Source organism: Neotamlana laminarinivorans (genome assembly GCF_020523925.1).
GTDB lineage: Bacteria > Bacteroidota > Bacteroidia > Flavobacteriales > Flavobacteriaceae > Neotamlana > Neotamlana laminarinivorans.
On record NZ_JAJAPW010000004.1, the window covers coordinates 162,056 to 188,920 of the forward strand.

At 33.0% G+C, this 26,865-nt stretch carries 18 protein-coding genes; 7 read left to right on the forward strand and 11 right to left on the reverse strand.

Annotated features, from left to right (window positions below; translation table 11 throughout):
• Positions 1–90: 90 nt before the first annotated feature.
• Positions 91–570 (reverse strand): 5-(carboxyamino)imidazole ribonucleotide mutase, encoded by a 480-nt coding sequence (gene purE, locus LG649_RS10105; RefSeq protein ID WP_226543712.1) that lies wholly within the window; start codon positions 568–570, stop codon positions 91–93.
• 45 nt (positions 571–615) lie between these two features.
• Positions 616–1,773, reverse strand: a complete 1,158-nt coding sequence (locus LG649_RS10110) for a 5-(carboxyamino)imidazole ribonucleotide synthase (protein WP_226543713.1) — start codon at positions 1,771–1,773, stop codon at positions 616–618.
• A gap of 134 nt (positions 1,774–1,907) precedes the next feature.
• Between LG649_RS10110 and LG649_RS10115 the strand changes: the two genes are divergently transcribed.
• Entirely contained in the window at positions 1,908–3,017 is a 1,110-nt protein-coding gene (locus tag LG649_RS10115; RefSeq protein WP_226543714.1) for an adenylate kinase, read from the forward strand.
• A gap of 88 nt (positions 3,018–3,105) precedes the next feature.
• Positions 3,106–4,104, forward strand: coding sequence for a GTPase ObgE (gene obgE, locus LG649_RS10120; protein WP_226543715.1), 999 nt, complete (start codon positions 3,106–3,108; stop codon positions 4,102–4,104).
• Here obgE and LG649_RS10125 read toward each other — a convergent pair.
• Positions 4,101–5,201, reverse strand: coding sequence for an alpha/beta hydrolase family protein (locus LG649_RS10125; protein WP_226543716.1), 1,101 nt, complete (start codon positions 5,199–5,201; stop codon positions 4,101–4,103). The two genes, obgE and LG649_RS10125, sit on opposite strands and share 4 nt — an antisense overlap.
• A 113-nt stretch (positions 5,202–5,314) precedes the next feature.
• On the opposite strand from LG649_RS10125, the gene LG649_RS10130 reads away from it, so the two are divergent.
• The 3 genes from LG649_RS10130 to LG649_RS10140 all read left to right on the forward strand — a co-directional run bounded on the left by LG649_RS10130 (position 5,315) and on the right by LG649_RS10140 (position 7,222).
• Positions 5,315–5,836, forward strand: coding sequence for a DUF4136 domain-containing protein (locus tag LG649_RS10130; protein ID WP_226543717.1), 522 nt, complete (start codon positions 5,315–5,317; stop codon positions 5,834–5,836).
• A 96-nt stretch (positions 5,837–5,932) separates the two neighbouring features.
• Complete coding sequence (locus LG649_RS10135; RefSeq protein WP_226543718.1) at positions 5,933–6,484, forward strand: mycothiol transferase; 552 nt, start codon at positions 5,933–5,935, stop codon at positions 6,482–6,484.
• A gap of 12 nt (positions 6,485–6,496) precedes the next feature.
• A complete protein-coding gene (locus LG649_RS10140; RefSeq protein ID WP_226543719.1) occupies positions 6,497–7,222 on the forward strand; it encodes an SDR family oxidoreductase in 726 nt (241 codons plus the stop codon).
• A 110-nt stretch (positions 7,223–7,332) separates the two neighbouring features.
• On the opposite strand, the gene LG649_RS10145 is transcribed toward LG649_RS10140, so the two are convergent.
• The 3 genes from LG649_RS10145 to LG649_RS10155 are packed head-to-tail and all read right to left on the reverse strand — an operon-like array spanning position 7,333 to position 15,404.
• A complete protein-coding gene (locus LG649_RS10145) occupies positions 7,333–8,715 on the reverse strand; it encodes a T9SS type A sorting domain-containing protein (protein ID WP_226543720.1) in 1,383 nt (460 codons plus the stop codon).
• On the reverse strand, positions 8,712–9,215 hold the full coding sequence (locus LG649_RS10150; protein ID WP_226543721.1) for a hypothetical protein: 504 nt from the start codon (positions 9,213–9,215) through the stop codon (positions 8,712–8,714). Before LG649_RS10150 ends, LG649_RS10145 begins: the two co-directional genes overlap by 4 nt.
• Before the next feature lie 45 nt (positions 9,216–9,260).
• A complete protein-coding gene (locus LG649_RS10155) occupies positions 9,261–15,404 on the reverse strand; it encodes an alpha-2-macroglobulin family protein (RefSeq protein ID WP_226543722.1) in 6,144 nt (2,047 codons plus the stop codon).
• Positions 15,405–15,623: 219 nt separating this feature from the next.
• Here LG649_RS10155 and LG649_RS10160 point away from each other — a divergent pair, with 219 nt between their 5' ends.
• Together LG649_RS10160 and LG649_RS10165 are read left to right on the forward strand one after the other, a co-directional pair.
• Positions 15,624–16,574, forward strand: coding sequence for a tetratricopeptide repeat protein (locus LG649_RS10160; RefSeq protein WP_226543723.1), 951 nt, complete (start codon positions 15,624–15,626; stop codon positions 16,572–16,574).
• A gap of 484 nt (positions 16,575–17,058) precedes the next feature.
• A complete protein-coding gene (locus LG649_RS10165) occupies positions 17,059–18,414 on the forward strand; it encodes a UDP-N-acetylmuramate--L-alanine ligase (protein WP_226543724.1) in 1,356 nt (451 codons plus the stop codon).
• Between the two features lie 254 nt (positions 18,415–18,668).
• On the opposite strand, the gene LG649_RS10170 is transcribed toward LG649_RS10165, so the two are convergent.
• The 5 genes from LG649_RS10170 to LG649_RS10190 all read right to left on the reverse strand — a co-directional run bounded on the left by LG649_RS10170 (position 18,669) and on the right by LG649_RS10190 (position 26,862).
• A complete protein-coding gene (locus LG649_RS10170; protein ID WP_226543725.1) occupies positions 18,669–20,402 on the reverse strand; it encodes an AIPR family protein in 1,734 nt (577 codons plus the stop codon).
• Positions 20,403–20,598: 196 nt separating this feature from the next.
• Positions 20,599–22,287, reverse strand: coding sequence for a GMC oxidoreductase (locus LG649_RS10175; RefSeq protein ID WP_226543726.1), 1,689 nt, complete (start codon positions 22,285–22,287; stop codon positions 20,599–20,601).
• 180 nt (positions 22,288–22,467) lie between these two features.
• The gene (locus tag LG649_RS10180; RefSeq protein WP_226543727.1) at positions 22,468–23,751 is read right to left on the reverse strand and encodes a sulfatase-like hydrolase/transferase; all 1,284 of its coding nucleotides are present in this window, start codon (positions 23,749–23,751) and stop codon (positions 22,468–22,470) included.
• Between the two features lie 297 nt (positions 23,752–24,048).
• Complete coding sequence (locus LG649_RS10185; protein ID WP_226543728.1) at positions 24,049–25,476, reverse strand: TolC family protein; 1,428 nt, start codon at positions 25,474–25,476, stop codon at positions 24,049–24,051.
• An 18-nt stretch (positions 25,477–25,494) separates the two neighbouring features.
• On the reverse strand, positions 25,495–26,862 hold the full coding sequence (locus tag LG649_RS10190) for an HlyD family secretion protein (RefSeq protein WP_226543729.1): 1,368 nt from the start codon (positions 26,860–26,862) through the stop codon (positions 25,495–25,497).
• Positions 26,863–26,865 lie beyond the last annotated feature (3 nt).

Consider the following 26,865-nt stretch of genomic DNA (forward strand, 5'->3'; position numbering starts at 1 on the left):
TTGCCCTCAGCAATTTAAAGAGTGACTAACTCTTAAGAATTATTGTTAATAGCTAAGCAAAGCCTTGAATTTATTCAAGGCTTTTTTTATTTATAGGTTTTTAGCAGACTCGTGAACTTTTATTTTTAAGCCTTCTTTATAAGCTATAACTCTGTCTAGTACACATTTTTCGTGTGTGCCAATAATTTGAGCAGCTAATATGCCTGCATTTTTAGCCCCGTTTAAAGCCACGGTTGCAACAGGCACGCCTCCTGGCATTTGTAGAATAGACAAAACAGAATCCCAGCCATCAATAGAATTGCTACTTTTTACAGGAACGCCAATTACAGGAAGAGGAGATAAAGATGCTACCATTCCTGGTAAGTGAGCAGCGCCACCAGCACCGGCAACTATAACGTTAATTCCTCTGGTGTGTGCATTTTTACTGTAATCGAATAATTTTTCAGGTGTGCGGTGTGCAGAAACTATATCTACTTCAACTTCAATATCAAATCCTTTTAAGATGTCTATGGCATCTTGCATTACAGGAAGGTCGCTTTTGCTTCCCATAATTACGCCTACTTTGCTCATATTTTTTTATGTTTAGTTTTAAATTTAAAACTTCCGAATTAAAATTTATTCACTTATTACTTTAATTTTCTTTTTTACTTCTTCTGCAATTTTACGCGCTTCATTTAAATTTTCGTTAGCTATGGTAACGTGTCCCATTTTTCTGAATGGGCGTGTTTGTTTTTTTCCATAAATATGTGGTGTAACGCCGTCCATTTTCATTATAGCTTCAATATTTTGGTAAACAACATTGCCACTGTAACCTTCAGCGCCAACTAAATTTACCATTACACCACCAACTTTACTGTCTGTTCTTCCTAGAGGTAAATTTAAAATAGCACGAATATGTTGCTCGAACTGTGAGGTATAGCTTGCTTCAATAGTTTGGTGCCCTGAATTATGAGGTCGTGGTGCTACTTCGTTTATTAAAATTTGATCGTCTTCGGTTTGAAACATTTCAACAGCTAATAAACCAACATGATTAAAAGCTTCTGATACTTTTAAAGCAACTTCGGTTGCTTTTTTTGCAACTGCTTTATCAATTCTAGCCGGACAAATAACATATTCTACTTGGTTGGCTTCTGGGTGAAATTCCATTTCAACAACTGGAAAGGTTTTTATTTCACCAGAACTATTTCTTGCAACAATTACTGCTAATTCATTTTTAAACGGTATTAGCTGTTCGGCTATACATTCGCCAGTTGGTAAGCCTTGTAAATCTTCAATCTTTCTTACCATTTTCACACCATTACCATCATAACCAAACTGTGCTGCTTTCCAAACAAATGGTAGGTTTAAGCCGCCATTTTTTATAGCGTCTTCAATTTCTGATAGGTATGCAAAACGCGTAAAAGGAGCTGTGGGTAAATTATTATCTACATAAAACAATTTTTGGGTTGCTTTGTTTTGTATGGTGCGTAAGGTTTTTGATGCTGGGTAAACCTTTATGCCTTCTTTTTCTAAGGTTTCAAGGGCATCAACATTAACATTCTCAATTTCAATAGTAAGTACATCAACTTGTTTTCCAAAATTATAAACATCATCAAAATTCATTAAATCGCCTAAATGAAATTCATTACAAGCAATTTTTGATGGTGCTTCGTTACTATTATCTAAAATGCAAGTATGAATATCGAATTTTCGGGTGTTATAAAGTAGCATTTTACCCAATTGGCCACCACCTAAAATACCTAGTTTAAAACTTGAAGAAAAATAATTTGCCATATTTCTAATACTAAAAAGCTCGTTTTTAGTACACAAAAATACATTTAAATCTTAAATTAGTTCCTAATTCATAAACCAAAAAATCGTTAATCGTTAATCTTTAACTATCTTTGCCACTTCAAAACTAAATTAAAGTGATTAAGTTACACGATAAATACTTTAAACCATTTATTTCTGCCAAGCAAATTGATGAGGCTATTGAAAGATTAGCTGTTGATATTGCAAATGATATTGGAGATGAAATTCCGGTTTTTGTAGGGATTTTAAACGGATCGTTTATGGTAGTAAGCGATTTTGTTAAAAAGTATAAAAAACCTTGCGAGGTTACTTTTATTAAATTAGCCTCTTACGAAGGTGTTAAATCTACTGAAGATATTCAGCGATTAATTGGGCTAACGCAAGATTTAACAGGGCGAACAGTAGTTGTTTTAGAAGATATTATTGATACAGGAAATACGTTAGCAGAAGTGCACCGTATTTTTAAAAACGAAAAAGTAAAATCTTTAAAAATAGCAACACTATTCTACAAGCCAGAAGCTTATAAAAAAGACTTTAAACTACACTACGTTGGTATAGAAATTCCTAACAAATTTATTGTTGGTTATGGTTTAGACTATGACGAACTAGGAAGAAACTTGCCAGAAGTATATCAAATAAAAGAAACACAACACATGACAAACTTAGTGCTATTTGGCCCTCCAGGAGCTGGAAAAGGAACACAAGCAAACTTTTTAAAAGAAAAATATAATTTAGTACACATCTCTACAGGTGATGTTTTTAGATATAATATTAAAAACGAAACCGCTTTAGGAATGCTTGCCAAATCTTATATGGATAAAGGTGAATTGGTTCCAGATCAAGTAACTATTGATATGTTAAATGCTGAAGTTGAAAAAAATGCAGATGCCAATGGGTTTATTTTTGATGGTTTCCCAAGAACAAATGCTCAAGCTGAAGCTTTAGATAATTTAATGAATGCTAAAGATTCGCAAATTAACGCGATGATTGCACTTGAAGTTGATGACGAAATTTTAGTTCAACGTTTATTAAAAAGAGGCGAAACTAGTGGAAGACCAGATGATGCAGATGAGTCTATTATTAGAAACAGAATTAAAGAATATTATAATAAAACAGCTATTTTAAAGGATTTTTATTCTGCACAAGACAAATATTATGGTGTAGATGGTGTTGGTACTATTGAAGAAATTACCGAGCGTTTAAGCAGCGTAATTAATAATTTATAGATGTAAATTATTCCAAATCGGGATGCTTTAAAATCTTATTAGCGATTTAAATTAAAAAAATTCCCGCCTTGGCGGGAATATAAATACTATGACTGAAGGAAATTTTGTAGACTACGTAAAAATGTATGTAAGTTCAGGTAATGGCGGTAAAGGTTCCGCACATTTACACCGTGAAAAATACATTACAAAAGGCGGGCCTGATGGTGGTGATGGTGGTCGTGGAGGCCATGTAATTGTACGTGGTAAGGCAAACCTTTGGACATTATTACACTTAAAATTTAAAAAACATACCAGAGCAGGACACGGCGAACATGGTAGTAGTGGCCGTAGCTTTGGTGCTGATGGTGAAGATGTTTATATAGATGTGCCTCTTGGAACCGTAATTAGAGATACCGAAACCAACGAAATACTTTTTGAAATTACCGACGATGGTGAAGAAAAAATATTAGCCCGTGGTGGTAAAGGTGGTTTAGGAAACTGGCATTTTAAAAGCTCGACAAACCAAACGCCGCGTTATGCCCAACCTGGGTTGCCCATGGAAGAAAAATTTGTAACCATGGAGCTTAAGGTACTTGCCGATGTTGGTTTAGTTGGTTTTCCAAATGCAGGTAAATCTACATTATTGTCGGTGTTAACTGCCGCAAAACCTAAAATTGCAGATTACGAGTTTACTACTTTAAAACCTAATTTGGGTATTGTAAAATATCGTGATTTCCAAACCTTTGTTATGGCAGATATTCCTGGTATTATTGAAGGTGCTGCAGAAGGTAAAGGTTTAGGTCACTACTTTTTACGCCATATAGAACGTAATTCTATTTTGTTATTTTTAATTCCATCGGATGCTCCAGATATTAGAAAACAATACGATATTCTGCTCGATGAACTTAAGCGTTACAATCCAGAAATGCTTGATAAAGAACGCATGATTGCCATATCGAAAAGTGATATGTTAGATGATGAGTTACGAGCAGAATTAAAAACCGAATTAGATAACGAATTGCCAATTCCGTATATGTTTATTTCTTCGGTGGCTCAAAAAGGAATTACAGAGCTAAAGGACAAGCTTTGGAAAATGCTAAACGACTAATTTGTTTGTTTTAAAATCCAATCTTTAATAATATTTAGTGCTTCTGGTGAAAAAGTTTCTTCAATACTACTATACTCATTAATCATGCCTGTTTCGCAAGTTTGAAATAAGTGATTTAAGTCTGCTAATTCTTGTAACGTAACATTTTTATTGTCGGCTAATTTTAAGGCATTGCCAATACTTTCCAAATTTAATTTAGGCAAAACCTGAACGTCTTTATTGCCGTTTAAAGCTAAAACAGGACAGGTGGTTTTTTCAAGATAATCTTTAGGTCCGGTTCTAATAAAAGTTAAAAGCCAAGGCGAGTTTAAAACCTTAAACTGTTGCTCAATCATTACCGGTGTAATTGCATTAGCAATGGGTGACATTGGGTTTTTAAACTTATAATCGTTTAAAGTGTCTGTTATTTTTGTTTTTATAATGTCGTTATCATTTTCATTTTGAATAATACTGTAAATAAGGCTGGAGAGTTTCTCGTTTTCGTCAATAAACATTTCTGGTGTTCCAGATAATTTAGCTATTTTTCGCGATTGCGATTTTAAAATTTCAGCGCCGTTTACACCAGGTCCAGCAAGTAATACGCAAAAGGCAAGAGTTTTGTCTTTTGATGCTACTATGGGGGCAATTAATCCGCCTTCACTATGTCCAATTAAACCTATTTTGGTAGTGTCAATATCGGTTCTCGTTTTTAAATACTTTATGGCTGCATCAACATCTGTAGCAAAATCGAAAGTAGTTGCAGTACTAAAATCGCCTTCAGATTCTGCAATGCCTCTATCATCATATCGTAAAACAGCAATGCCATGTTCAGATAAAAAATCGGCTAAAACCCAAAACGGACGATGGTTAAATTGTGTGACTTCTTCATTTCTATTTTGAGGTCCTGACCCCGAAATTAAAATGGCAACGGGTGCATTTTTTGTGTTTTTGGGTAAGGTTAAAGTACCGGCAAGTTTAATGCTATCGGCTTCGGTATTGATAAAATTAATAGCTTCAGAAGTGTAGTTAAAAGGAGGTTTAGGGTCTTGAGGTCTTTCGTTTTGCCCATGTAAAAACGTAACAATTAATGTGGCAAACAAAGTAAAAAGTCGTTTCATGTGCTTAATTAATGGTGTTATGCTTCAAGATACTATAAGTTTCACAAATATTTAGCATAAAAACTTAAATAGGAAGTCTGTTTTTCTGTTAATTTTAAATAAAAATTAAAGTTATGAGATTTTTACTAGTCTTTTTACTAGCCATTACAATTTTATCCTGCGCAACCGTTAAGGTGGATTATGATTATGATAGCGCAGCTAATTTTAATAATTATAAAACCTATAATTACTATGCCGATATGAAAACAGGCTTTAGCGAATTAGATACAAATCGTTTACTCGATGCCATTGATAGCACCATGACTGCAAAAGGATTTTACTTAGCAGATAGCCCAGATTTTTTTATTGATATAAAAAGTGAAGCTTTTCAAGCACCACCCAGACAAACTGTGGGCGTAGGCGTAGGCGGTGGTGGCGGACATGTAGGCGGCGGCATATCTATAGGAATACCTGTTGGAGACTCTAATTTTAACCGAGTTATTACTATTGATTTTGTTGATGAGAATAAAAAACAACTGTTTTGGCAAGCCGTTGCAGAAACCAAAATAGTCCCAAATGCTAAACCCGAAAAAAGAGAAGCGCTTTTTTATGCTATTGCAGAAAAAATTTTAGCAAATTATCCTCCAGAACATTAAATTCATACCAATTAGCGTTAAGGCTGTGTTAATCGTTTTATGTGTAAGGAAGAGTTGTTTTATTTTAGTACTAAAATCAATCAAAATACAAAAAAAATGAAACGTTTCTGTACCATTCTACTGTTATTAGTTGTTAGTATTAATACTCATGCGCAATATGAGTTAAAAGCCCCTAAGGGGTATACCCACGATATTGGTAACATGATTTCTATGTTAGATAATCTAAAAGAACGTGTTGAGAGTATAGTAAAAGATTTGAGCCAACAGCAAACAGATTTTTTAATAGATGAAAATGCAAACCGCATTGGCGCTATTATTTATCATTTGGCAGCCACAGAAAAATATTATCAGTTGTACACTTTTGAGGATCGACAATTCAATGAAGAAGAAAATAATATCTGGTCAGTGCCATTAAGTTTAGGAGATAAAGGACGAGAAGCATTACAAGGAAAACCAATAAAATATTATTTAAAAATTTACGATGATGTTCGCAAGGAGACTAAAAAGCTTTTAAAAGAAAAAAATGATGCATGGTTTACTGAAAAAACAGGACCAATGACGAATCATTGGGCGTGGTTTCATGTTATGGAACACCAAGCCAACCACATGGGACAATTAGCCTTTTTAACCAAACGATTACCAAAATAAAAACAATACATTTTGAATACATTAAAAAATAAAACCGCTTTAATAACCGGCGGATCAAAAGGCATAGGTTACGCTACAGCTTTAGCTTTATTAAACGAAGGTATTAACGTTGCGGTAACGAGTAGAAGTAAAGCAGCTGCCGATAATGCAGTTGCAGAGTTAAACAAAACTAAAACTACAGATGCAGAAGCTATAGGGGTAGAAGCCGATGTTAGAAGTTTTGAAAGTCAGGAAAATGCGGTTAAAGAAATTTTAGAGCGTTTTAAACAGATAGATATTGTAGTTGCTAATGCAGGTTTAGGGCATTTTGCGAGTATAGAAGATTTAACTTTGGAGCAATGGCACGACATTATAGATACCAATTTAACAGGTGTTTTTTATTCCATTAAAACTACGGTTGAAGCTTTAAAGCAAACTCAAGGTTATTTTATTAGCATTTCGAGTTTAGCGGGAACAAACTTTTTTGCAAAAGGATCGGCTTACAATGCGAGCAAATTTGGTGTTACAGGGTTTACCCAAGCCGTAATGTTAGATTTACGTCAGCATAATGTAAAAGTTAGTACAATAATGCCAGGTTCTGTATCGACTTATTTTAACGGAAGAACGCCAAGTGAAGACGAAGCGTGGAAAATTCAAGGTGAAGATATTGGCGAGTTGGTGGTAGATTTGCTTAAAATGAATCCGCGAACCTTACCAAGTAAAATAGAGGTGCGCCCAACCATGCCGCCACAAAAATAGAATACGAAGCATTTAGATTTTTTTTGATAATTAACGATTGAAGCTACATCTGTAGTTTTGGTGGTTTTTTATTTGATGCTAGAGGTTTTTACTCTAAAAAAAGAAAACAGTTACAGCTTAATAAGTTTTTTTGTAGATAACAACGCATTATCAGAATAAAAATTAGCTAAATAAACTCCGGCGTTTAATTTGCTAATGTTTACACTTTCGGTTTCAAAATTTTTAAGCGATAATGTTTTTATTCGCTTTCCATCTAAACTTATAATTTCAATTTTTAGGTTAGAATTATTTCCGTTTTCAAATGAAAAATTAATGGTATTTTTAGTAGGATTTGGATACATTTTAATACTCAAATTGTTTTCGCTACTAATAGTTTCAATACCTAAAGTAGAGTAATTAATACTCCAAGTTACGGTGTGTATATTTATGGTTTCGTAATTGTCAATTCTAATAAGGCTTGTGTTGTCTGTAATGGCAGTTACAAGTGTGTTTTCACCTTCAATTAAATCGGTTTCGTTAATAGAAATTTCATCTAAATTGCTTGCAAAAATATCGTTGTTTAAGGTCCAAGTACTCTCCAATGTGTTTGGGTCTGGCTTAATTAAAGATAGGCTAAAATCAATTGGAAAGTCTGTAGCTTCAATTGTATTGCTATTAGGTAAATAACTATCAATTGGAGAAACCAATTCATGAATTTTTGCTACCATGCCTTCTTTACAAACCGAGCAAAATCCTTTGTCTATTTTCTCCATAATGCAGTTTTGGTGCGGTTTATACCAATCTGCACAATTTCCCGTATCGCAAGTATATTGATAAATGCCAACGCTATTTGTGTTAATCCAGTTTTTCCATTTCACAGCGGCTGGGTTGGTTTCTTTTGTCATATTAATAGCTTCTGCTGCTAATTCATCTCCAGGATAATATTCATCTTTTAAATCGAAAAGCGAATGCCCGATTTCGTGCATAATTACATTATTACCCCAATAGCCATTATAAGCCATAGGGAAACTACCACCACTACCACCATAATCGGGAGAATTTACCAAAATAAGTCCCACATCATAATTTGGTGTATTATCGGCTAGAACACTAAGTATTTTTGCTTCGGTATTGTTGGCGCTATACCCATCGACTTCGTAATAAAGTAAATATGGTTGACCAAAAGCTTCATGCGTAGCGTTAAAATAAGTGTCTACGTAAGTGTTTGTAGAAGGCCTGTCGGCACCACTTTCGTTCGATGGTACTTTTACTGCGTAAACATTAAAATAATTAGTGTAATTTGAAAAAGGAGCTTCTGCAAACATGGTTGAAGTGAATTTTTCCGCATCAGAAATAAAATTTGCTAATTCACTTTCTTGATAGCCTTCACTTAAAATAACTAGATTAATACGATTATTGTCATCACTAGAATATTTAATAGTTTCCACATCAAAAACCTGAGCGTTTAAAAAGCTTGATAGCATTAAGACGATAAAAAATTTAACCTTTTTCATTTTTGATCCAGTTTTGTAGTTATAAGCTCTGTTGTGCTTTTTTTGTTATCGGTTATTACAAGTAATCTTAAATAATGCGCTTCGGGATGCAATTGTAATTTAAGTGAAACTGAAGCTTTTTTTAAAATGTGTTTTTGTCGTGAAAACTCAAGCGATTCGTTTGACGTTTCGGTAAACTTAATTAACGGATTTTTTATATAGTCAACGTGAATTGCTTTATTATTTTTATCTAATTGTACACATTTAATATCATCAATATTTGGTTCGCTAATAAATTTATGGCTTTGGGTTTTTAACAAGCCATCTGTGATTTTTTTATTTATTAGTTGTATTTTTTTTGTGTTTTCTTCCTGTGCTTCTAAAGTGTAATTAATAAATAGCAGTTTAGGATTTTCGGTAATAGGAATGCTATTATCGCTAATTTGTTTTTGCCCACCACAAGCTAGAAGGCATAACACACCAAGCAGGAAAATTAACTTAAAAAAGAATAACCGTTTCATAGGCGTAATAGATTTTGGGGCAAATCTGTTACAAATTTAAACAATTTAGTTTACATGTAATCTTACGCCTTCGCTATGGCTACTAAATTCGGGAGCGTACATGCTTTGTATGGTGGTAATTCCATTACTCATATTACCGGCATTGTTAACACGTAAATCGTATTCAAAAACATAAATGCCTTTTGGTAAATAGTCGAAAAAGAAGTTTGTGCTCGCATCTTTTGTGCTTTCGTAATAGCCCAAACCGTCTTGCCATTTGTATTGACTAATTACATTTACGGGTTCTAAACCTGCGGCACGCATGTCTTTCATGTGTATAAATTCCATAGCACGATCGCTGCGTAACTCAATACGAACCCGAACTAAATCGCCAACTTCAAGTTTGGTGTTTTCAGTAATTTCGGTGATTTCTTCTCCAAAATCTGTGTTTGTTTTTTTGAAAAGCTTCTTTTTAAGGCTTAATGGTGTTTCTGCTGATGAAATTTTATCTAAATCTTCAAAATACTGCCAATACAATCCGCCCCAAGCAATACCGTCGCCTTTTTTGGTTAGTGTAACGTTGGCCATTTCGGGTTTAATTTCAGAAGGATTCCATGAGGTTTTAAAGTAACCCGTTCCGGCTTCAACTTTTACGTTCTCTAGCTTTTTAGGTTCAATTTTTTTATTACCAACCAAAACATCAACGGCTTCAGTAACACTTAACCAATCACTACCTTGAAGCAATAATGCATACACCGCTTCGGTAGTTGCTTTGGTAGTTTTCCAACGGTTGGTTTGCTTATTTTTAAGTAACCAGATTTTTAGGTTGTCTATGGTTTCTAAATTATTCGCTTCGGTCTGAATGACAAGGCCTGCTTCAGAAAAGGCTTCAATTAAAAGCGTTTGTGTTTCAATGGGTGCTTGATACCAAAACCATGAGTTGGTGTTTGCTTTCCAGTACATGCCCAATTCTTCATTAGTTATGCTGGTTTCCTTTAACGATTTTAAAATTTTTGATGCTGTATTTTTATCATCTTTTCTATAAGAAACGAGCGCCATTAATCCTTTTGCGTATAAGCTGCTACTTATCCAATACTTTTGAATTTGAGTTTGGTAATAGGCCATAATGTTTTCAACTTCTTTTGAAGGTTTAATTTCAGGGAAGAAGCTTCGCATGTATAAATATTGAAGTTGTGTGTAACTTAAGTGATCTTTGCTTAAATCGACTTTAGAATTGTATTTTGTTAGGTCGTTGTATTCTTTAACAAACTGCGCATCTAAATATTTGATGGCTTTTTGAATCATTTTATTTCGAGGTTCCTCGGAGCCTGTCCTGAGCGCAGTCGAAGGGCTCAGGGAGACATTAAGTTGCTTAAGATGCCCAAAACCAGAAATAATATGTTGGGTAATGTAGCGGTTTTCGCGTCCGCCTTTAAACCAACTCCAAGCACCAGAACTCATTTGGTTTGATTTTAGTTTGTTGATTGCCGATTGCAATTCATTATTCATTTTGTTTAAATTGAATAATAAGGCGATGCGTTTTTTCTGTTCGGTTTCACTTTGTGCATCTCGAAGCCAAGGTGTTTCTTGTATTAAAATAGATTTTAATTTTTCGTTTTTTTCAAGGTTAGAAACAAGAGCATCTGCATTGGCCCATTGGTTAAAAACCTCCTGAATTCGCGGATTAGAATTTGCAATGTGGCTTGCCAAAGCATTCGCATAATACCTGCTAAATGTTTGCTCGTTACATTCGTAAGGATATTCCATTAAATACGGTAATGCTTGCACTGCGTACCATGCCGGATTAGAAGTGATTTCTAAAGTTAGCTTATGATGTTTTAATGTAGCAGACGAATTGGTCTTTAACTTATCGAGTGTAAAGGTTCGGGTTTCGTTACTTTTAATCCACATAGGAAGCGTTTCTGTAACTAACATACGATTACTTAAAACCGGTAGAGCGTTTTGCTCGCCATCGCTAAAGGTGTCGGATTTTGCGACAATTTTATATTGAACCGCATCGATAGTGTCTGGAATACTAAGTTGCCATGACACTTGCGTGTTGGCTTGAGGGTTAACCACGAAGGTTTCGACTGCGCTCAACCTGACAAGTTCTTTTGTAACATCTTCTCCAGAAATAGCATCCGTAAGGACTAAAAATGCGTTTCCTGATAATTGGTTGTTTGTTAGGTTTGCAATTTTTGTACTAATGGTAATGCTATCGCCATGGCGTAAAAAGCGTGGTGCGTTAGGTGTTACCATAAGTTCCTTTTGTGTAACTGTAGTAAGTGTTTTTGTTGCGCTTTCTAGGTTTTTGGTGTGTGCTAAAAGTTGCAGTTTCCATTGGGTTAAAGCTTCAGGTGTGGTGAAACTAAAACTTATATTTCCAGCTTCGTCGGTTTTTAGCTCAGGAAAAAAGAAAGCGGTTTCTTGTAAATTTTTTCGAATTTGTATGTTATCGAAATTTGGGGTTTCTGTAGCTAATTCTCCGGAAGTTTCTTCTACAATCTCTTTTTTCAAATCTGCATTTTCTGCCATAGGTGCTGCGGAAACTTGAGTAACTGCTCCTGTTAACGATTTTCTTTTTTGAGTACCGTAACCAACTACAACGACTTCATCTAAAAGGGCTTCGTCTTCAACAATCTGAACACCAGCTACACGGCCACCAAGCGCACTCGAAATATTATTCTTACCTCTTATGATTAAATTTTCATTACCAAACCTAAACCCAAACCAATTTAATTTATCATAATGTTGTTGAGGATAGCTTTTTCGTGGGTTATAGTTATAAACTTGAAAATTTGTATTACCAAAACTGTTATAAGCTTTATTGTTACTTCGTGAATAATATGTTGGGTTATTTACAGGATTGAAATACCAATTATGAGGTTTAAACTGGTCGAGTGAAGCGTCATACATGCTTGCTAAAAATTCGGCGCTTACTTTTTCGCCTTTCGGGCCTTTAATGTTAAAACTCCAAGTTTCGTTGGTTCCTGGTTGTAATTTATCGCGAAACGTATTGGTTTCAATGTTTAAATCGGTTTTAGGATAAGGCACAGCAATATAGGTTGTGCCAGATTTATAACTGTTATAGGCGGCAAAACTATAATGCACTACAAAACCGCCAATGTCGTTGGTTTCAACGGGAACTGAAATGCTTTTTTTATTGTTGTTAAGCTGAATTATTTCGGTTTTTATAATTTTTTTATCTTTTTCAATACGAATAGTAACCGATACATCTTCGGAAGCAGAAGCTACAGTAACAACTGCAGTTTCACCAATATTGTATTTTGATTTGTTGGTTGTGATACTAAACAATTGCTTATCGGCTAAAGTTTTATCGGTTTCACTAAATAAGGTGGTTTTAACTTCGTCTTTAACTAATTGTCCGAATTTGTCTTTACTCTCTAAAGTGATGAGGTATTGGCCAGATTCCCATTTTTTAAGTTTTCCTAAATCTATTTGTTTAGCGTTTTTGGTATTAAAATCACTACTAAAAACAAGCGTGCCTTTTTCCCAATTAGCCGAATTGTCTTCGTTTTTATAAGCTTCATTAGGGAATAAGTTTTTGTATGCCTCTTTAGAGAATTCTTGATAATCTGGCGTTTCCCAAGGGCGAGGCCTTACAACGGTTTCAGGAGCTTTAAGTTTGTATATTTTAATATTACCTTGAGCCGGAACAAATTCACCATTTAGATTTTTTGTATCAATATAAATACTATGGTTTTTCTTGTTTTTATCAATTAAAGCATCTACGGTTAATTGAGCGGTTAAGGCATGATAACCTACGTTAACAACGGTTGTTGCACTTCTGGTTTCTCCGTTTAAATCGGTTACATTGGCAGTGATTTCGTAGTTAAAAATGGGTAAACTGTTTTTATCTACACTTTGGTCTGGAAGCGCTTTAAAAGTAATTTCGAAGTTTCCAGAAGCATCTGTTACGGTTTCGCCGTGTGTAATTTCTTGAGCTTCGCTGCTAAAATATGGTCTGTGCCAAAAATACCAACGCGGATATTGTACTTTGCGGTGTACACGGTAAACCACTTTAGCATCGGTAATATTGCTGCCGGCATAAGCTTGCGCATTTCCTGTTATGGTAACCGAATCGTTAATTCTATAAGTGTCTGTAACGGGTATAAATTCGGTTTTAAATTTAGGACGTTTGTACTCTTCTACAGAAAAATAGTGTTTTGTGAGAAAGTCTTTATTGTCGCCGTCAAATTCTATATAATATTCGCCATTTAAACCGTTATTTGGTAAAATGAATTCACCGGAAACCGACCCAAATTCGTTGGTTTTAAACTCTAATTCGCTAACTTCCTCATCGTTTACGTTATAAAGTGTCGCGTAAACAGGTTCGTTATCAACAACTTCAGATTTGTTGTTTTTAGTTTTAATGGCAATGGCCTTAAAAAACACGGTTTGCCCAGGGCGATAAATACTTCTATCGGTAAAAATAAAAGCTTTGTATTGTGTTTTTTCTCGAGGTTCTTGGTATTTAGTATAGACATTATAATTACCAAAATAAGCCGTTTCGTTAGCGTTGCTTACTTTTAAAGTTATGTTTCTGTACCAATCGTTGGTTTTTTCAATACGTATTTCTCCGTAGTTGTTTGTGGTGTATTCTTCACGATTAATGGCGCGTGAATTTCTTTCGTAATAACTCATTTCAACTTTAGCGTTGCTAACAGGAGCGCCGTTAGTTCTGTTAATTACTTGAAATATTTTTTGCGTATTCGTTTCGGTTTCAACCAAAGCCAAATCGGTAACTTGCACTGTTGTGTAAGCAAAATTTTCTGTGTTGTTTTTTATTTCGGCATAAATTAAATAATCGCCGCCAACTAATTTTGGTATTAAAATTTCGGTGCTATGTTGTTGGTAATCGTTTTCGTTTTTTAAAACACTTTCCCAAGATTGACTCTCGTTTAAGGCTTTTATAAAATCTAGTTTTTCTTCTTTACGGTAAATGTTTTCAAACTTCTCAAGCTCTTTTCTTTTTAGCTTAAATAGTTTAAAATTTAAAGCTTCAATATTTTTATAATCAACTAAAATTTTAGCATGTTTTTGTATAGGTAAAAAGCGTTCTGCTGTTAATTTTAATGAGTTAGTTTTAATGGTTTGTTTTAAAAATTGGCATTTATAGGCTGCATGACTTTCTGGGTAATTTGAAATAACACTATTACAAATTTCTAGAGCTTCTTTTGCTTTCCAACGACAGTCTTTCTGGGATTGTGTATTGTATTTTGTGCTTTGTAGTTGGTAAATATTGGCAATTTCAAAATTGTATAAACCAGAAACATCATGGTTTTTAACTTTGTTTTTTCCTGTTTCAAGTGCTTTTAAAAAGAAGGCTTCTTTATTACTAAATGTGGCATACTTGTTTACAAATTTTAAGCGTTCAATATCGTTATACGCCTTAGCGTAAAGAGTATTGTCTTTTAAATGAAATTGAATTAAATCTTGATAAATTTTTAGAGCATTTAATTGTAACGAAGTAGAATCTTTTGATGTTATTTTTAATTCCGAAAAGGTTTTGGAATCGGCTAAAAAATCTGGATTATCAATTTCGAATTTGTAAGAAGGTCTGGTAATATGCGTTTCACTGGTTTTATAAAATTCTAGAGCTTCATGGTTTAAAAAATCGAATAAGGTAGGGCGGTATTTTTTAGAGTCCTTTTGAAGAATTAAAATATCATTAAACTGGCCTAAATCTTCTTGCTGAAGCATTAATCCGCTCGCTAAGGCATTTTGGTAGTGTACATGAATTTCGTTAAAAAGTGTTTGTAAATCCCAAGTTCTAAAATCGGTTTTATCTACCTTTTCACTTGTTTTCGTGCGGTTGTAAAACAGCCAACGGTTTTGCTGAAAATATTGCCAATACATTTTGGCAAGCATACTTTCTAATAGATTTTTAGTAGGGAACTGGCTTGTTTCAATTTGCGTTTTAAAATCGTTTATTATGTTAAGTTGGGCATCTTCTTCTAAAATAAGGGCAAATTTGCCTTTAAAAACCATTGTTTTTATAAGTTGAGGCGTGTTATTGTCTTGTTTAGCTTTTATTACAATGTCTTCTACCACTTTTAAAGCCGATTTAGGTAGGCCATCTAACTCATACTGTTTAACTTTATTCCATAGATTTTGGTAATTTTCGGTTTGTGCAGTAGTAAAATTTGCAAAAAGTATAATCATTAAAAAAGTAAAAGTCTGTTTCATGCTGTTTGTTTTGTACCCAAAATACCTTCAAAAGCTATTCCAAAAAACAATAAATTGGTAAAAGCGACTGTTGGTTGAGTGAAGTTACCTTTTTTTAAAGAGAATAAACACTCGCAATATTTAATTTATAGTTAAATTCGTAAGAAAAGTTTAACTCAAAATAGTTAATTAAGGTTTAAAACCTTGAAAGATTAATAGTAGTTTGTCGACCTAAATGTTATGAAAAAGTTTATACTTCTTTTACTATTTCCGTTAAGTATATTTGCCCAAATAAATAAGGCCGAAATAGACTTATTATTTAAAAATAAGCAATATCAAAAGGCCGAAAATATACTTAAATTCTATGTAAAAAACAACCCTAAAAATCTCGAAGCAATAGAGCTTTTAGGAGATGCTTACGGCTACCAAGAGCAATGGGATAATGCCATAAATACATACAAAACTTTAGTTAATGTAAAGCCCAACATTGCAAATTATCAATACAAATATGGTGGCGCTATGGGCATGAAAGCTCTAGAAAACAAGTTTAAAGCCATTAGTTTTGTTGGTGATATAAAAAGCGCATTTATAAAAGCAGCCGAACTCGATAAAAACCACATAAATGCACGTTGGGCATTGGTAGAATTATATGTTCAATTGCCCGGAATTATTGGCGGAAGTATAACTAAAGCCTTAAAGTATGCCCAAGAGCTGGAAAAGCTATCAAAAGTAGATGGCTACTTAGCAAAAGGTTATATTTATGAATACGACGACGAGCCCGAATTAGCCGAAAAATTTTATAAACAAGCCATAAAGCAAGGCGGTTCTTTAGTGTGTTTCGATAAGTTAACCAAGTTTTACGAAAAAACAAACAAACCAGAACAGGCTATAAAAAACATAGAAAGCGCACACCAAAAACACCAGCGTAACGCTTTACATTATCAAATAGGTAAAGTGGCTGCCGAGTATAATGTTGAGTTACAAAAAGGCGAAAAATGCTTAAAAGTTTATATTAAAAATTATTCTGCCGAAGATGGCGTTCCAAAAGCTTGGGCAAACTACCGTTTGGCGCAAATTTATTACCATAAGCAAAATAAAACCGAAGCTTTAAAACACATCGATTTAGCCCTAAAAGAGTTGCCAAAAATTCAAGTTTTTAAAAATAAAAAACAAAAAATTTTAAATCTTTAAAATTGGGCGTTTCCCTACAGGTCACGCTTTTATTCATGGTTTTTTGTTCTATATTTTTGAATTCATTAACATAGATGTTTCGCTATATCTTTTTTTGGCTTCTCGATACATTTTACTCATACTTCGTAAAACACTCGAAGCGACAAAAAAAAGGATGCCGCTGCAATCCCTAACGCGCTTATCAAATGGCAAATTTTTATAACCTAAGGTAAGTTTTATTCAGTCTCGCTTGTTTTTAGTTGAAAATTAAAACAACATATTTTGTCCGGTTGAGCGGAGTCGAAACCTAATTAATGTAAGATTATTTTGAGACCTTTCTACTCCGCTAAAGGTGACAAGTGCTAGTTTTTATAGGATTTTTGGCTATTCTTTTAGGAGTTTCATATAAGGCTCACATTAAACTAAAACATAGAAAAAAACAGATGCTTTTAAAAAATAAAAGTATAAACTTTGAGATTTAAGCTTATAAACAGATATTTGCTTTATGAATGTACATTTTATAGCCATAGGCGGTGCGGCAATGCACAATTTAGCCATTGCATTACATAACAAAGGTTACCAAGTTACAGGTAGCGACGATGTTATTTTTAATCCATCAAAATCAAGACTACAAGCCAAGGGTTTATTACCCGAGCAATTTGGTTGGTTTCCAGAAAAAATCACTCAAAACTTAGATGCTATTGTTTTAGGAATGCATGCCAAAGCCGATAATCCAGAGCTGTTAAAAGCACAAGAATTAGGGCTTAAAATTTACAGTTATCCAGAATTTTTATACGAGCAATCTAAAAATAAAACACGTGTAGTAATTGGTGGTAGTCATGGTAAAACAACCATAACATCTATGATTTTGCACGTTATGCATTATCACGATCGCGATGTCGATTATATGGTAGGCGCGCAATTAGAAGGTTTCGATGTTATGGTAAAACTTACTGAAGAAAACGACTTTATAGTACTTGAAGGCGACGAATATTTAAGTTCGCCAATAGATCGCCGACCAAAATTTCATTTATACAAACCCAACATTGCCTTATTAAGCGGTATAGCTTGGGATCATATAAACGTGTTTCCAACCTACGAGAATTACGTAGAACAGTTTAAAATATTTGTCGACTCTATTGTGTTAGGAGGCAGTATAAACTACAACGAAGAAGACGAAGAAGTAAAGCGTGTTGTAGAAGCCAGCGAAAACCCAATACGCAAAATAGCTTACCAAACACCAGAATATACCGTTGAAGCCGGTGAAACTTTATTAGAAACTCCCGAAGGTCCAATGCCGATAGAAGTTTTTGGTAAGCACAACCTTAATAATTTAGCTGGTGCCAAATGGATTTGCCAACATATGGGTATTGATGAAGACGATTTTTATGAAGCCATTTCAACTTTTAAAGGTGCAAGCAAACGTTTAGAAAAAATAGCCGAAAGTAGTACTAGTGTGGCTTATAAAGATTTTGCACATTCGCCAAGTAAAGTAGCTGCAACCACAAAAGCTGTAAAAGAGCAATATGCTAATCGTACTTTGGTTGCTTGTTTAGAGTTGCATACATACAGCAGTTTAAATGCTGAGTTTTTAAAAGAATATAATGGCGCGCTTAATGCCGCCGATGTTGCTGTTGTATTTTACAGCCCACATGCCGTTGAAATTAAAAAACTTGATGCGGTTAGCGAACAACAAATAGCCAATGCTTTTAAACGCGACGATTTAATAATTTACACAAACCCAGACGATTTTAAAAACTATTTATTCTCACAAGATTTCGATAACAAATCACTTCTTTTAATGAGTTCGGGTAATTATGGCGGACTGGATTTTGATGCCGTTACCAAATTAATTAACTGATGTTGTCACCCTGAACTTGATTGAGGATCTTACCAAGGTGAGGTTTTGCTTTTATAGATTCCTCATCTAGTGTGTCATCACAAAACGATTGGATTTTGATAAAGTTAATGGGGTGATAGGTAGTTTCGTTTAACGTGCTTGTCTTTATTTTTTTTGCGTGATTTAACACATGATTTAGCAAATAAAACGGAATAGAATATTTACAAGTATTTTCGTGATTATTCTAAAACAAGTAATAAATTATATTTGGTGTTTTATAATTTTTTGACGTATTCCTTGGCTATTTCTAAAAGTTCCTGATTATATTTGGCTCGTTTTAAAACATCTTTACTCGGAAAGGGTAAAAGGTCAATAACTTTGTAACAATGTTTGAAAATTTGCTCGTAATCTCTATTTTTAGAATTAAGTTTCTTGATAATTGAGTCACAATAGCTATTTGCTTTTTTTGAATTAGGTTTAATTTCTTCAAATTTCTTATGTGCAATAATTTTAAATAATTCTAAAATGTGCCATCTCAAAAGTACATATTTATGAGAATTATGCTTTTTAATATTTACTAAATTATTAAACCTATACAAGGTTAGAGCTGATGTATAGTAAAGAGCTTCTTGATCATTTTCTTTAAATAAATTATCCTTTTGTATTTTGAAAATCTGTGATACATATCTAGCAGAGTTAAAAGGTTGATTTAGAAACATTGCATTATATGCGCGACAAATTAGTTTTATGTCAAATATTCTTGATTGTTGATAGTCTTTATTTTTATATTCATTCTCTCTTCTTTCAAAGTATAAATGATAATCTCTGGTTAATTCAGAGTTCTTAATTTCAAAATATTTTTGAACTAATTTTGTTTTTTCTTTTAATGAATAAAAGGCTTCATTCGATATAATCGTTTGACTATTTGTTGCCGAAATTATATCTGTAATGTTATGTTCATTTGAAGATTCTATACACTTAACTACAACATTTGTATTATCATCTAAATGTGTATAATTTTCGAATAAAGTATTACTTGTTTGACATCCATTAATAATTTGATAATTTATTAAATCAATTTCTTTTGAATTTGGTGTCAAAGTTAATTCTGGTGTAACTATTGTTATACCATTATTTAAAACAGAGAATAGTTTTCTTTTGTTTTGATTATAAAGTGTTTCGCTAATTTTTTTATTAACTGGTGTTGATCCTAAAAAAGCTCTTATATTTTCTTCAAAAACTTCATTTTTAATGTTTCCGCTTTCGTCTCTTAATACTTTATCTACAAATTCTTTAGCATTTACTAAAGCTACATATGATTGAGGTATATTTGGCATAGGTGGCATACCAAAAAATTCTATCAATTTTAATTTTGCTTCATTAGTTTCAGTAATAGAATTCCATAGTTTAGTTAATTCACTTCTTCCAATGGGTACAACTATTACATTACTAAATAGTTCAGTTATTTCAATCTCGCGTTCAATTATTTCAAATGAAGCTTTTATTTCTCTTTCATTGTTGTAAGTTCCACTAGTACAGTAATAAACCTCGATTGAAGGTAATTTATTTTTAACCTTTTTTAAGTTATTTAATACAACATTAAAGACCTCAAGCATTTCTTTATTAAGTTCACCGTTTGGTAATTTTGGCTCAAGAGAAAGAAAGTCTTTAACTCCTATATTAAAGTTTGCAATATCATCCTTTGCAAACTTTTCTCCACTTTTTATTTGTGTAAGGATTAATTTGGCTTCAAGATTTGATTTATGAGTGTCAAATAATTGTTCTGCATCTTCTTTAGTAGTTATTAGTTCTCCATCTATGATGAAACAAAGTCCATCAATTGAGGCGTCATCTTCATTAGTAGTAACAATATCAGGATTAAATCTCCCCAAATAAGATTTAGAGACAATACAAAAATTACAAAATAACTCGAATAGTTTTGAATCGGATTTATCAAAGTCAAATTCTTTTTGTATTGCCTCAATATTCTTCTTTAATATTATATGCATTTTTTTTAAAATTTTATAGAACTTAGAGCATAGTTTATTTTGTTCCTGATATTCATATTAAGGTTTAATTAAGACAGTGTTTTTCTTAAAAGGGAATAATTAAATATACAAATTATTCAACAGTAAAGAAGAGGTTAATTGAAAATCAAAGAGTTGTTAAATTATAAGTGTTTTAGGTGAATGTTTAATTAAGGTTTTATTTTTTTGATAGGTTGTCTGCTAAATGTTGGGCAAATGCAACCATTGGCATTGTTGGGTTCCATGAGGCTCCAGTTGGCCATAATGAGGCTCCTGTTATATAAACGTTTTTAACACCTTTAGGTCTGTAATCAAGGTTTACCGGGCTTTCGGGGTCATTTCCAATCCACATTGTTGAAGCTTCATGAACAAGACCAGGAATCCTAAGAAGTTGTCTGCTTTTTTTCCATTTATTCTTGTTGTAATCCCAGTATTCTACACCTGTTTTTCCTTTGGGCGAAATTATTTTTTCTAAGGTTTCAAATGTGCCTTTATCCATGGAATCCCAAACTTTATTGTCATTTTTATTTGCTTCAACATTTAAAAAAGAATTGGTAGTTAAATCGTTAGAGTTGTGTTTTAAAAACGAATTATTTGGGTTGTTATAGTCAATTTCACCTAAGCAAGCACAAACAAATACTATGTGGTTTTTAGAGCTGGTTAATTGCTCGAGTGTAGCAGTTGCTACAACATCGGGCATGTTTCTTAACGCAACAGGAGCATTTTCTTCTGGATTTTTATCAGATAAGGCAGTTAATTGAATATGAAATTGACCTTTGTTTTTAAGTTCGGGATTAACACCAGCAACGTAAAATGCGCCTAATTCGAGCTCGGAAAGTTTGCTAGAGAATTTGAAATCTTTTTTAGGTATTCGTGCTACAATGGCAGTAACAAAGTGAGATGTAAACCTTTTGCCTATATTTTTAATTTCAGGGAACGAGTTAGCAATTAGTGTTGTAGGTGGTAATGTTCCCATGGCTAAAATTAATTTAGCATTTCCAATATTAACAATACCTCTAGTTGTTTCTAATGCCGTAGCTTTCATGTCCTGCTGCAAAATTTTTGAAACCGTACAGTTTGTCGCAATTTTTAATTCAGCGCCTTTATTTTTAGCAAATAGTAATTTTTGCTTTTCTATAAGTTCAAGTAATTTACTAGGTGTAGAGAATTTAGAGAAATCTACATCATTTTCTTCGGTAGTTTTAACAGCTAGTGGGGCAGGAAAAGCTCTTGTTAGTTCGTTTACATTATTTAAATTTCTGTTTAGTAAGTTTTGAATTTCTTTTTGTAACGTAGCATAAATGGGTCTGTTATTACTAGTTGATTTAATTTGGTTTGCAGGAATAACATTTAGTAATGTTTCGGCATCTTTAAAATAAGTTTGTAAAACATTAATAACTTCTTTTGGCCAGTTAATCATTTCTTCTTCTGTTGGTCTAGGGCACCAACCACTCCAAAGTGTAGAGCGACCTCCAAAAAAAGGAACCATACCGTGTTGCCATTTTATATGTTTTCCGTTTGTGGTTTTTTCCGATAACGTCCACGGATAAGTTTCACTTAATCCACCAAGTGTGCTTTTGTATGGACCTGTTAAATCTTGAAAATGCTCAGGAAGAAAAAAATCACCTCTTTCAAGTATTAAAATTTTTGCAAAAGGATTGTTTTGTAATATTCTTTCGGTAAAAGCAAGAGCGCAAAAACCAGTACCTATTACAATATAGTCGAAATGTTTTTTTTCACGAATTTCTTTCCATTCTGTTTTTGAAACGAAAAATACATGATCCATAACATCTCTACCTGTGGGAGATTGTGGTCCAGGAGTAGGAAATCCGTAATTAAAATTTGGTGATGATGAATACTGTCCCATACTTACTAATGTTAAAAACTAGTAAGACGAATTTAGGCGATTTTTTTTACAAAACAAAAGACTTATAAGTTTGTGGTTAAGAAATGTTTTAGTGAGAAATTACTTTTTTAATACGTTTAAGGAGGTATGATGAGTTATCTTTTAGTGGTTATCAATTAATTATTAAAAATATGTAATTTTTTAATTTCTTATTTTTAATAATTGATCATCTAACTTTTGTTTTATGTTGTTTTCAGAATTATTTAATTCAAAGTTTAATAAGTTGTTTTTCTCGTATGGGTCCATTTTTAAATTATACATTTCTTCATTTCCATTTGCAAAAACTATAAGTTTATAGGTTCCATTACTTATTGTCCAAGCGTTATTTTTATCATTTTTCATTTCAGAGTATTGAAATTCTCTAATTGTATTTTTTTTATTTAAAAGCGATTTAAAACTTTTACTGTCATTTATTTCTTTAATATTTACCCCAGCAATTTCGGCTATAGTTGCAAATAGATCTGTGCTGGTTATTAGGTTATTATCAATTCCGTTTCTATTAACACCTTTTCCTGAAATAAACAAAGGCATATTAATGCCACCTTGATAAAGGCTTCGTTTAACTTGGTTTTTGTTGTAAGGATTTTGCGTTACTTCGGGTTCTGTACCATTATCGCCAATAAAAATAATAATAGTGTTCTCTTTGTCTTCAATTGAAATTGAGTTTAAAAGTTTGCCTATTTGATAATCCATAGCTTCAATTGAAGCCATAAAGTATGGAGTTGGGTTTGCTTCTTTAGTATAAGGTTTTAAATTCCCTTGATTATGCATTTCTGCCGGAGGAATATGAAAAGGTGTGTGAGGTGCATTGTAAGCTAACCACATGAACCATGGTTTTTCTTGCTTTTTAATCCAATTAGAAGCTAAATCTGTGAATTTTTTGGTGGTGTATTCTGTACAAGTTGTTTGTTTTCCGTTTTCAGATAATGGCCAATTATAATAATTTTTTACAGACCCATTAAATATGCCTGAATAATAATCTATACCAAAGTTTTCTGGGTTTATAGTAGTGTCGAATCCAGACAAATGCCATTTTCCAATTACAGCAGTTGCATAACTATTTGTTGTGTTTTTATTAATATATTTTTGTAGTAAAATCTCGTTATTATCTAGCTTTTGGTTTGCCCATCTTACATTGGTTCTATAACCATATTTTCCAGTAATAATTGAGGCTCTAGTGGGAGAACAAGTTGGATATGTCCAGAAGTTGGTAAAACTTAGTCCAGAAGTTCTAATAGAGTCAATGTTTGGAGTGTTAGGTTTTATTTTTCCTTCAGTAAAACCAGCTAAGGCTTCTTTACCCATATCATCAGCGATTATAAATAATATGTTTGGAGCCTTTTTGCTAGTTATTATTTGAGGCGCTGTTTTGCTTTTACAGTTAAATATTAAAAATGTAAATAGAACAAATAAAATGTTTTTCATTTATTTTTTTCTTTGAATATATATAAAACGGTCTAGTGTTTATAGAATTAGGTTCTTTTTTAACCTTTTATTTGATTTTCATAAAACCGTATTGAGTCGAGTTAATAAAAAAAAACAATAGGATGTAAAATACTGAATAACTATAATGTATAAGTGTAAGTCAATGTTTTTTTAGTTGATTTCTTATAAGATGTATATTTAGTTAATTTACTAATTGTTCTATTTTTGGTAATTTTACCAATAGTTATATTTAAATTTAAATATTTGAAATTTTAAGATTATTAAAAACTTAAATTGTTAATTTTCAATGGTATTTAAAATTTGTGCAAAATTAGCTTTAGTGCTTAAAACTTTGTTAATTACATCAATACGTTTAAGTTCGGTTTCAATAAGTTTGGCCTCTCGGTAGTTTATTAAAAAGAGTGAGCCTTCTCCAAGTTCAAATTTTCTTTCTTCGGCATTTACCAAACGCTTATAATCGTTTACTAAATTTTCTACAATATCACTTTGGGTTTGATAGGAGTTTATTTCTTGTTGTACGGCGTTTATTTTGTTTAGTAAACTTACACGTGTAGCCGATAAATCGAAATTTACATCTTGAAGTTTAATTTTTGCTAATTTTAAATCACCACGTTCTTTTCGTAAAAATAAGGGTATGCTAACGTTTACACTTGCTTTGTAATTAGCAGTGTTCAAGGAGTTTATTTGCTCGTAATCGCTAGTTAAAAAGTTATATTGTACGTCTATTTTAGGTAGCAAATTGCTGGTTTTTAGGCGTTTTTCAAGAACAAGCTGTTTTTGCTTAAATTCTAGGGCTTTAATTTTTGGATGATTTTCCAAAATACTGTCGGTTACTTGCAAAATGCTACTGTTTAAAACGGTATCTACCACTAAAGGGGAATTAATATCGGGTTTTAAGCTGTAATCTAGTTCTACGGGTACGTTGTTTTCTAGCCACAAATAATTAGAAAGTTCTAATTGGGACTTTAAATATTTAATACGCGATTTTTCTACATCAAGAGCTCTGTTCTTGTAATTAATACTAGCCTCAAGAGTATCTACCGCAGGTTTGTCGCCTGCTTCAAAACTCGATATAACATTGTTTAAGCGTTCGTTGGCATTTACTAAATAATCGTTATAAACTTGAAATTCTTGATACGATTTTAACCAATTAAAGTAGGTTGAAATGGCATTGTAAAGCACTTCATTTACAACAGTACGTTGTTTGTTAATGGCTATGTTTCTGTAAAGTTTGGCTTGCTTTAAGGTTGTCATGCGCTTATTGGCAAGAAAACCTTTTGCAAGCGACATTGAAACACCAACACTATACAGTCCGTCTTCTGGAACGGTGGCTTCTGGGTTTAGGTAGTAGCCTTCATTATCTTCATAATTAGCTTTAAGTTCAATGCCGTACCAAGTTGGTATTTTAAAGGCAGCGTTTAATTTGTTGTAATATTCGGTGCCTTTAAATTCTTTGTTATTAAAATCGACTTCAACTTTAGGATCAAAAGCACCTCTAGCTTTTAATAATTTGGCTTCACCTTCGCTGGATATAAGGCGTGCTTGTTTTGCAATAGGATGAAATTGTTTAACAATACCTAAATATTCTTCTAAGGTAAAAATACTATCGTTAGTAGTTTGGGCTTCAATATTAATTGTAAAACCTAAAACTAATAAAAAGCTTAGTTTTTTTAACAGATTAATGTGAGTGTTTTTAAAAATCATTCGCATAATTTTAAACGATTATTTAGATTTTTTAGCATCACTATTTTGGGATGCTTCATGACCAAAAGGTGTATAGAAATTTGGAGGAAAACCATTTATTTGTCGCCAAATTTCATACCAAATTGGTACATCTTCTAAAAGAGCAATTGTTTGTGCACCAGAACCAACGCGTAACGCTTGAGGCCAGGGCTCGTAATCTGGATCTCTGGTAATTAATACACGATATAAACCTTGATCGTTAGCAAAATTTTCTATGGCAACAATAACAGCGCCGTAAGTTCCGTAAGACACGTTGGGCCACCCGCTAAAAACAATAGCAGGCCACCCATCGAATTGTACTTGTACATGTTCGCCTAAATGCAATAGCGGTAAATCCATTGGTTTTACATACATTTCTACTGCCAAATCATAATTAGCAGGCATAATACCAACAAGTGGTTCGCCTTCTTTAAAAGTTTCGCCAATACCAGATTTTATAGCTTTATTTATATAACCATCTTGTGGAGCTGTTATGTAAAGTAAGCTATTACGTTTGGTGTAATTTGCGAGACTGTTTTCTAGTTTAGATACTTGTGCTTCGGTGTCAAGAGCACTCGATTGTGCGGTATATAAATCACTTTGTGCTTTAGCTAATTTATCGTTGTAAGATGTAACAATGGTAGATATGCTTAACTTTGCATTAATAACTTCGTTTTTTGATGTTAATAATTTATTTTGTTGTGAAATTAATTTGGCATTGGCTTCTTGTAGTTTGTTTCTAAATTCTTCTACATCTTTTACGGCTTTTAGACCTTCTTCTTGTAGATTAACTGTTCGTTCAAATTGTGTTTGCGCAATGTTGGCTTTAATTTTCGCAGCTTCTAAATCAATGCTATCTGTTGTTACTTTAAGTTTAGATTGAAGTAGTTTGTTTTTAGCTTGTTCTAACTTTAATTTTTGTTCTTGTTTAAGTGCAGAATATTGATTTCTTAATGCACCAACTTTAGAATTATATGAATCAACTGAAGCAGATTTTGCTCGAATTTGATCGCTGGTACGTTGGGTTAGTTGTTCATCAAAATAATCACTTTTAATTTCAGATATTTTAATAATAGTATCACCTTTTTTTACATAATCGCCTTCTTGTACAAGCCATTCATCAATACGACCTGGAATTGGTGATTGCAACGTTTGCGGACGCTGATTTGGCTTTAGTGTGGTAACATAGCCTTTGCTGGTTATATTTTGTGTCCATGGCAATAGTAAAATTATAAGCACCAAAACAGAGCTTACAATAAGTAAGCGCCTGAATAGCTTATGCTGGTTTGTGTGTTGCGTAGCTTTTCCAGATTTATAACTGTTTAAATCGAGATATTTTGAGACTTTATTTGTAGATATATTTAGCATGGC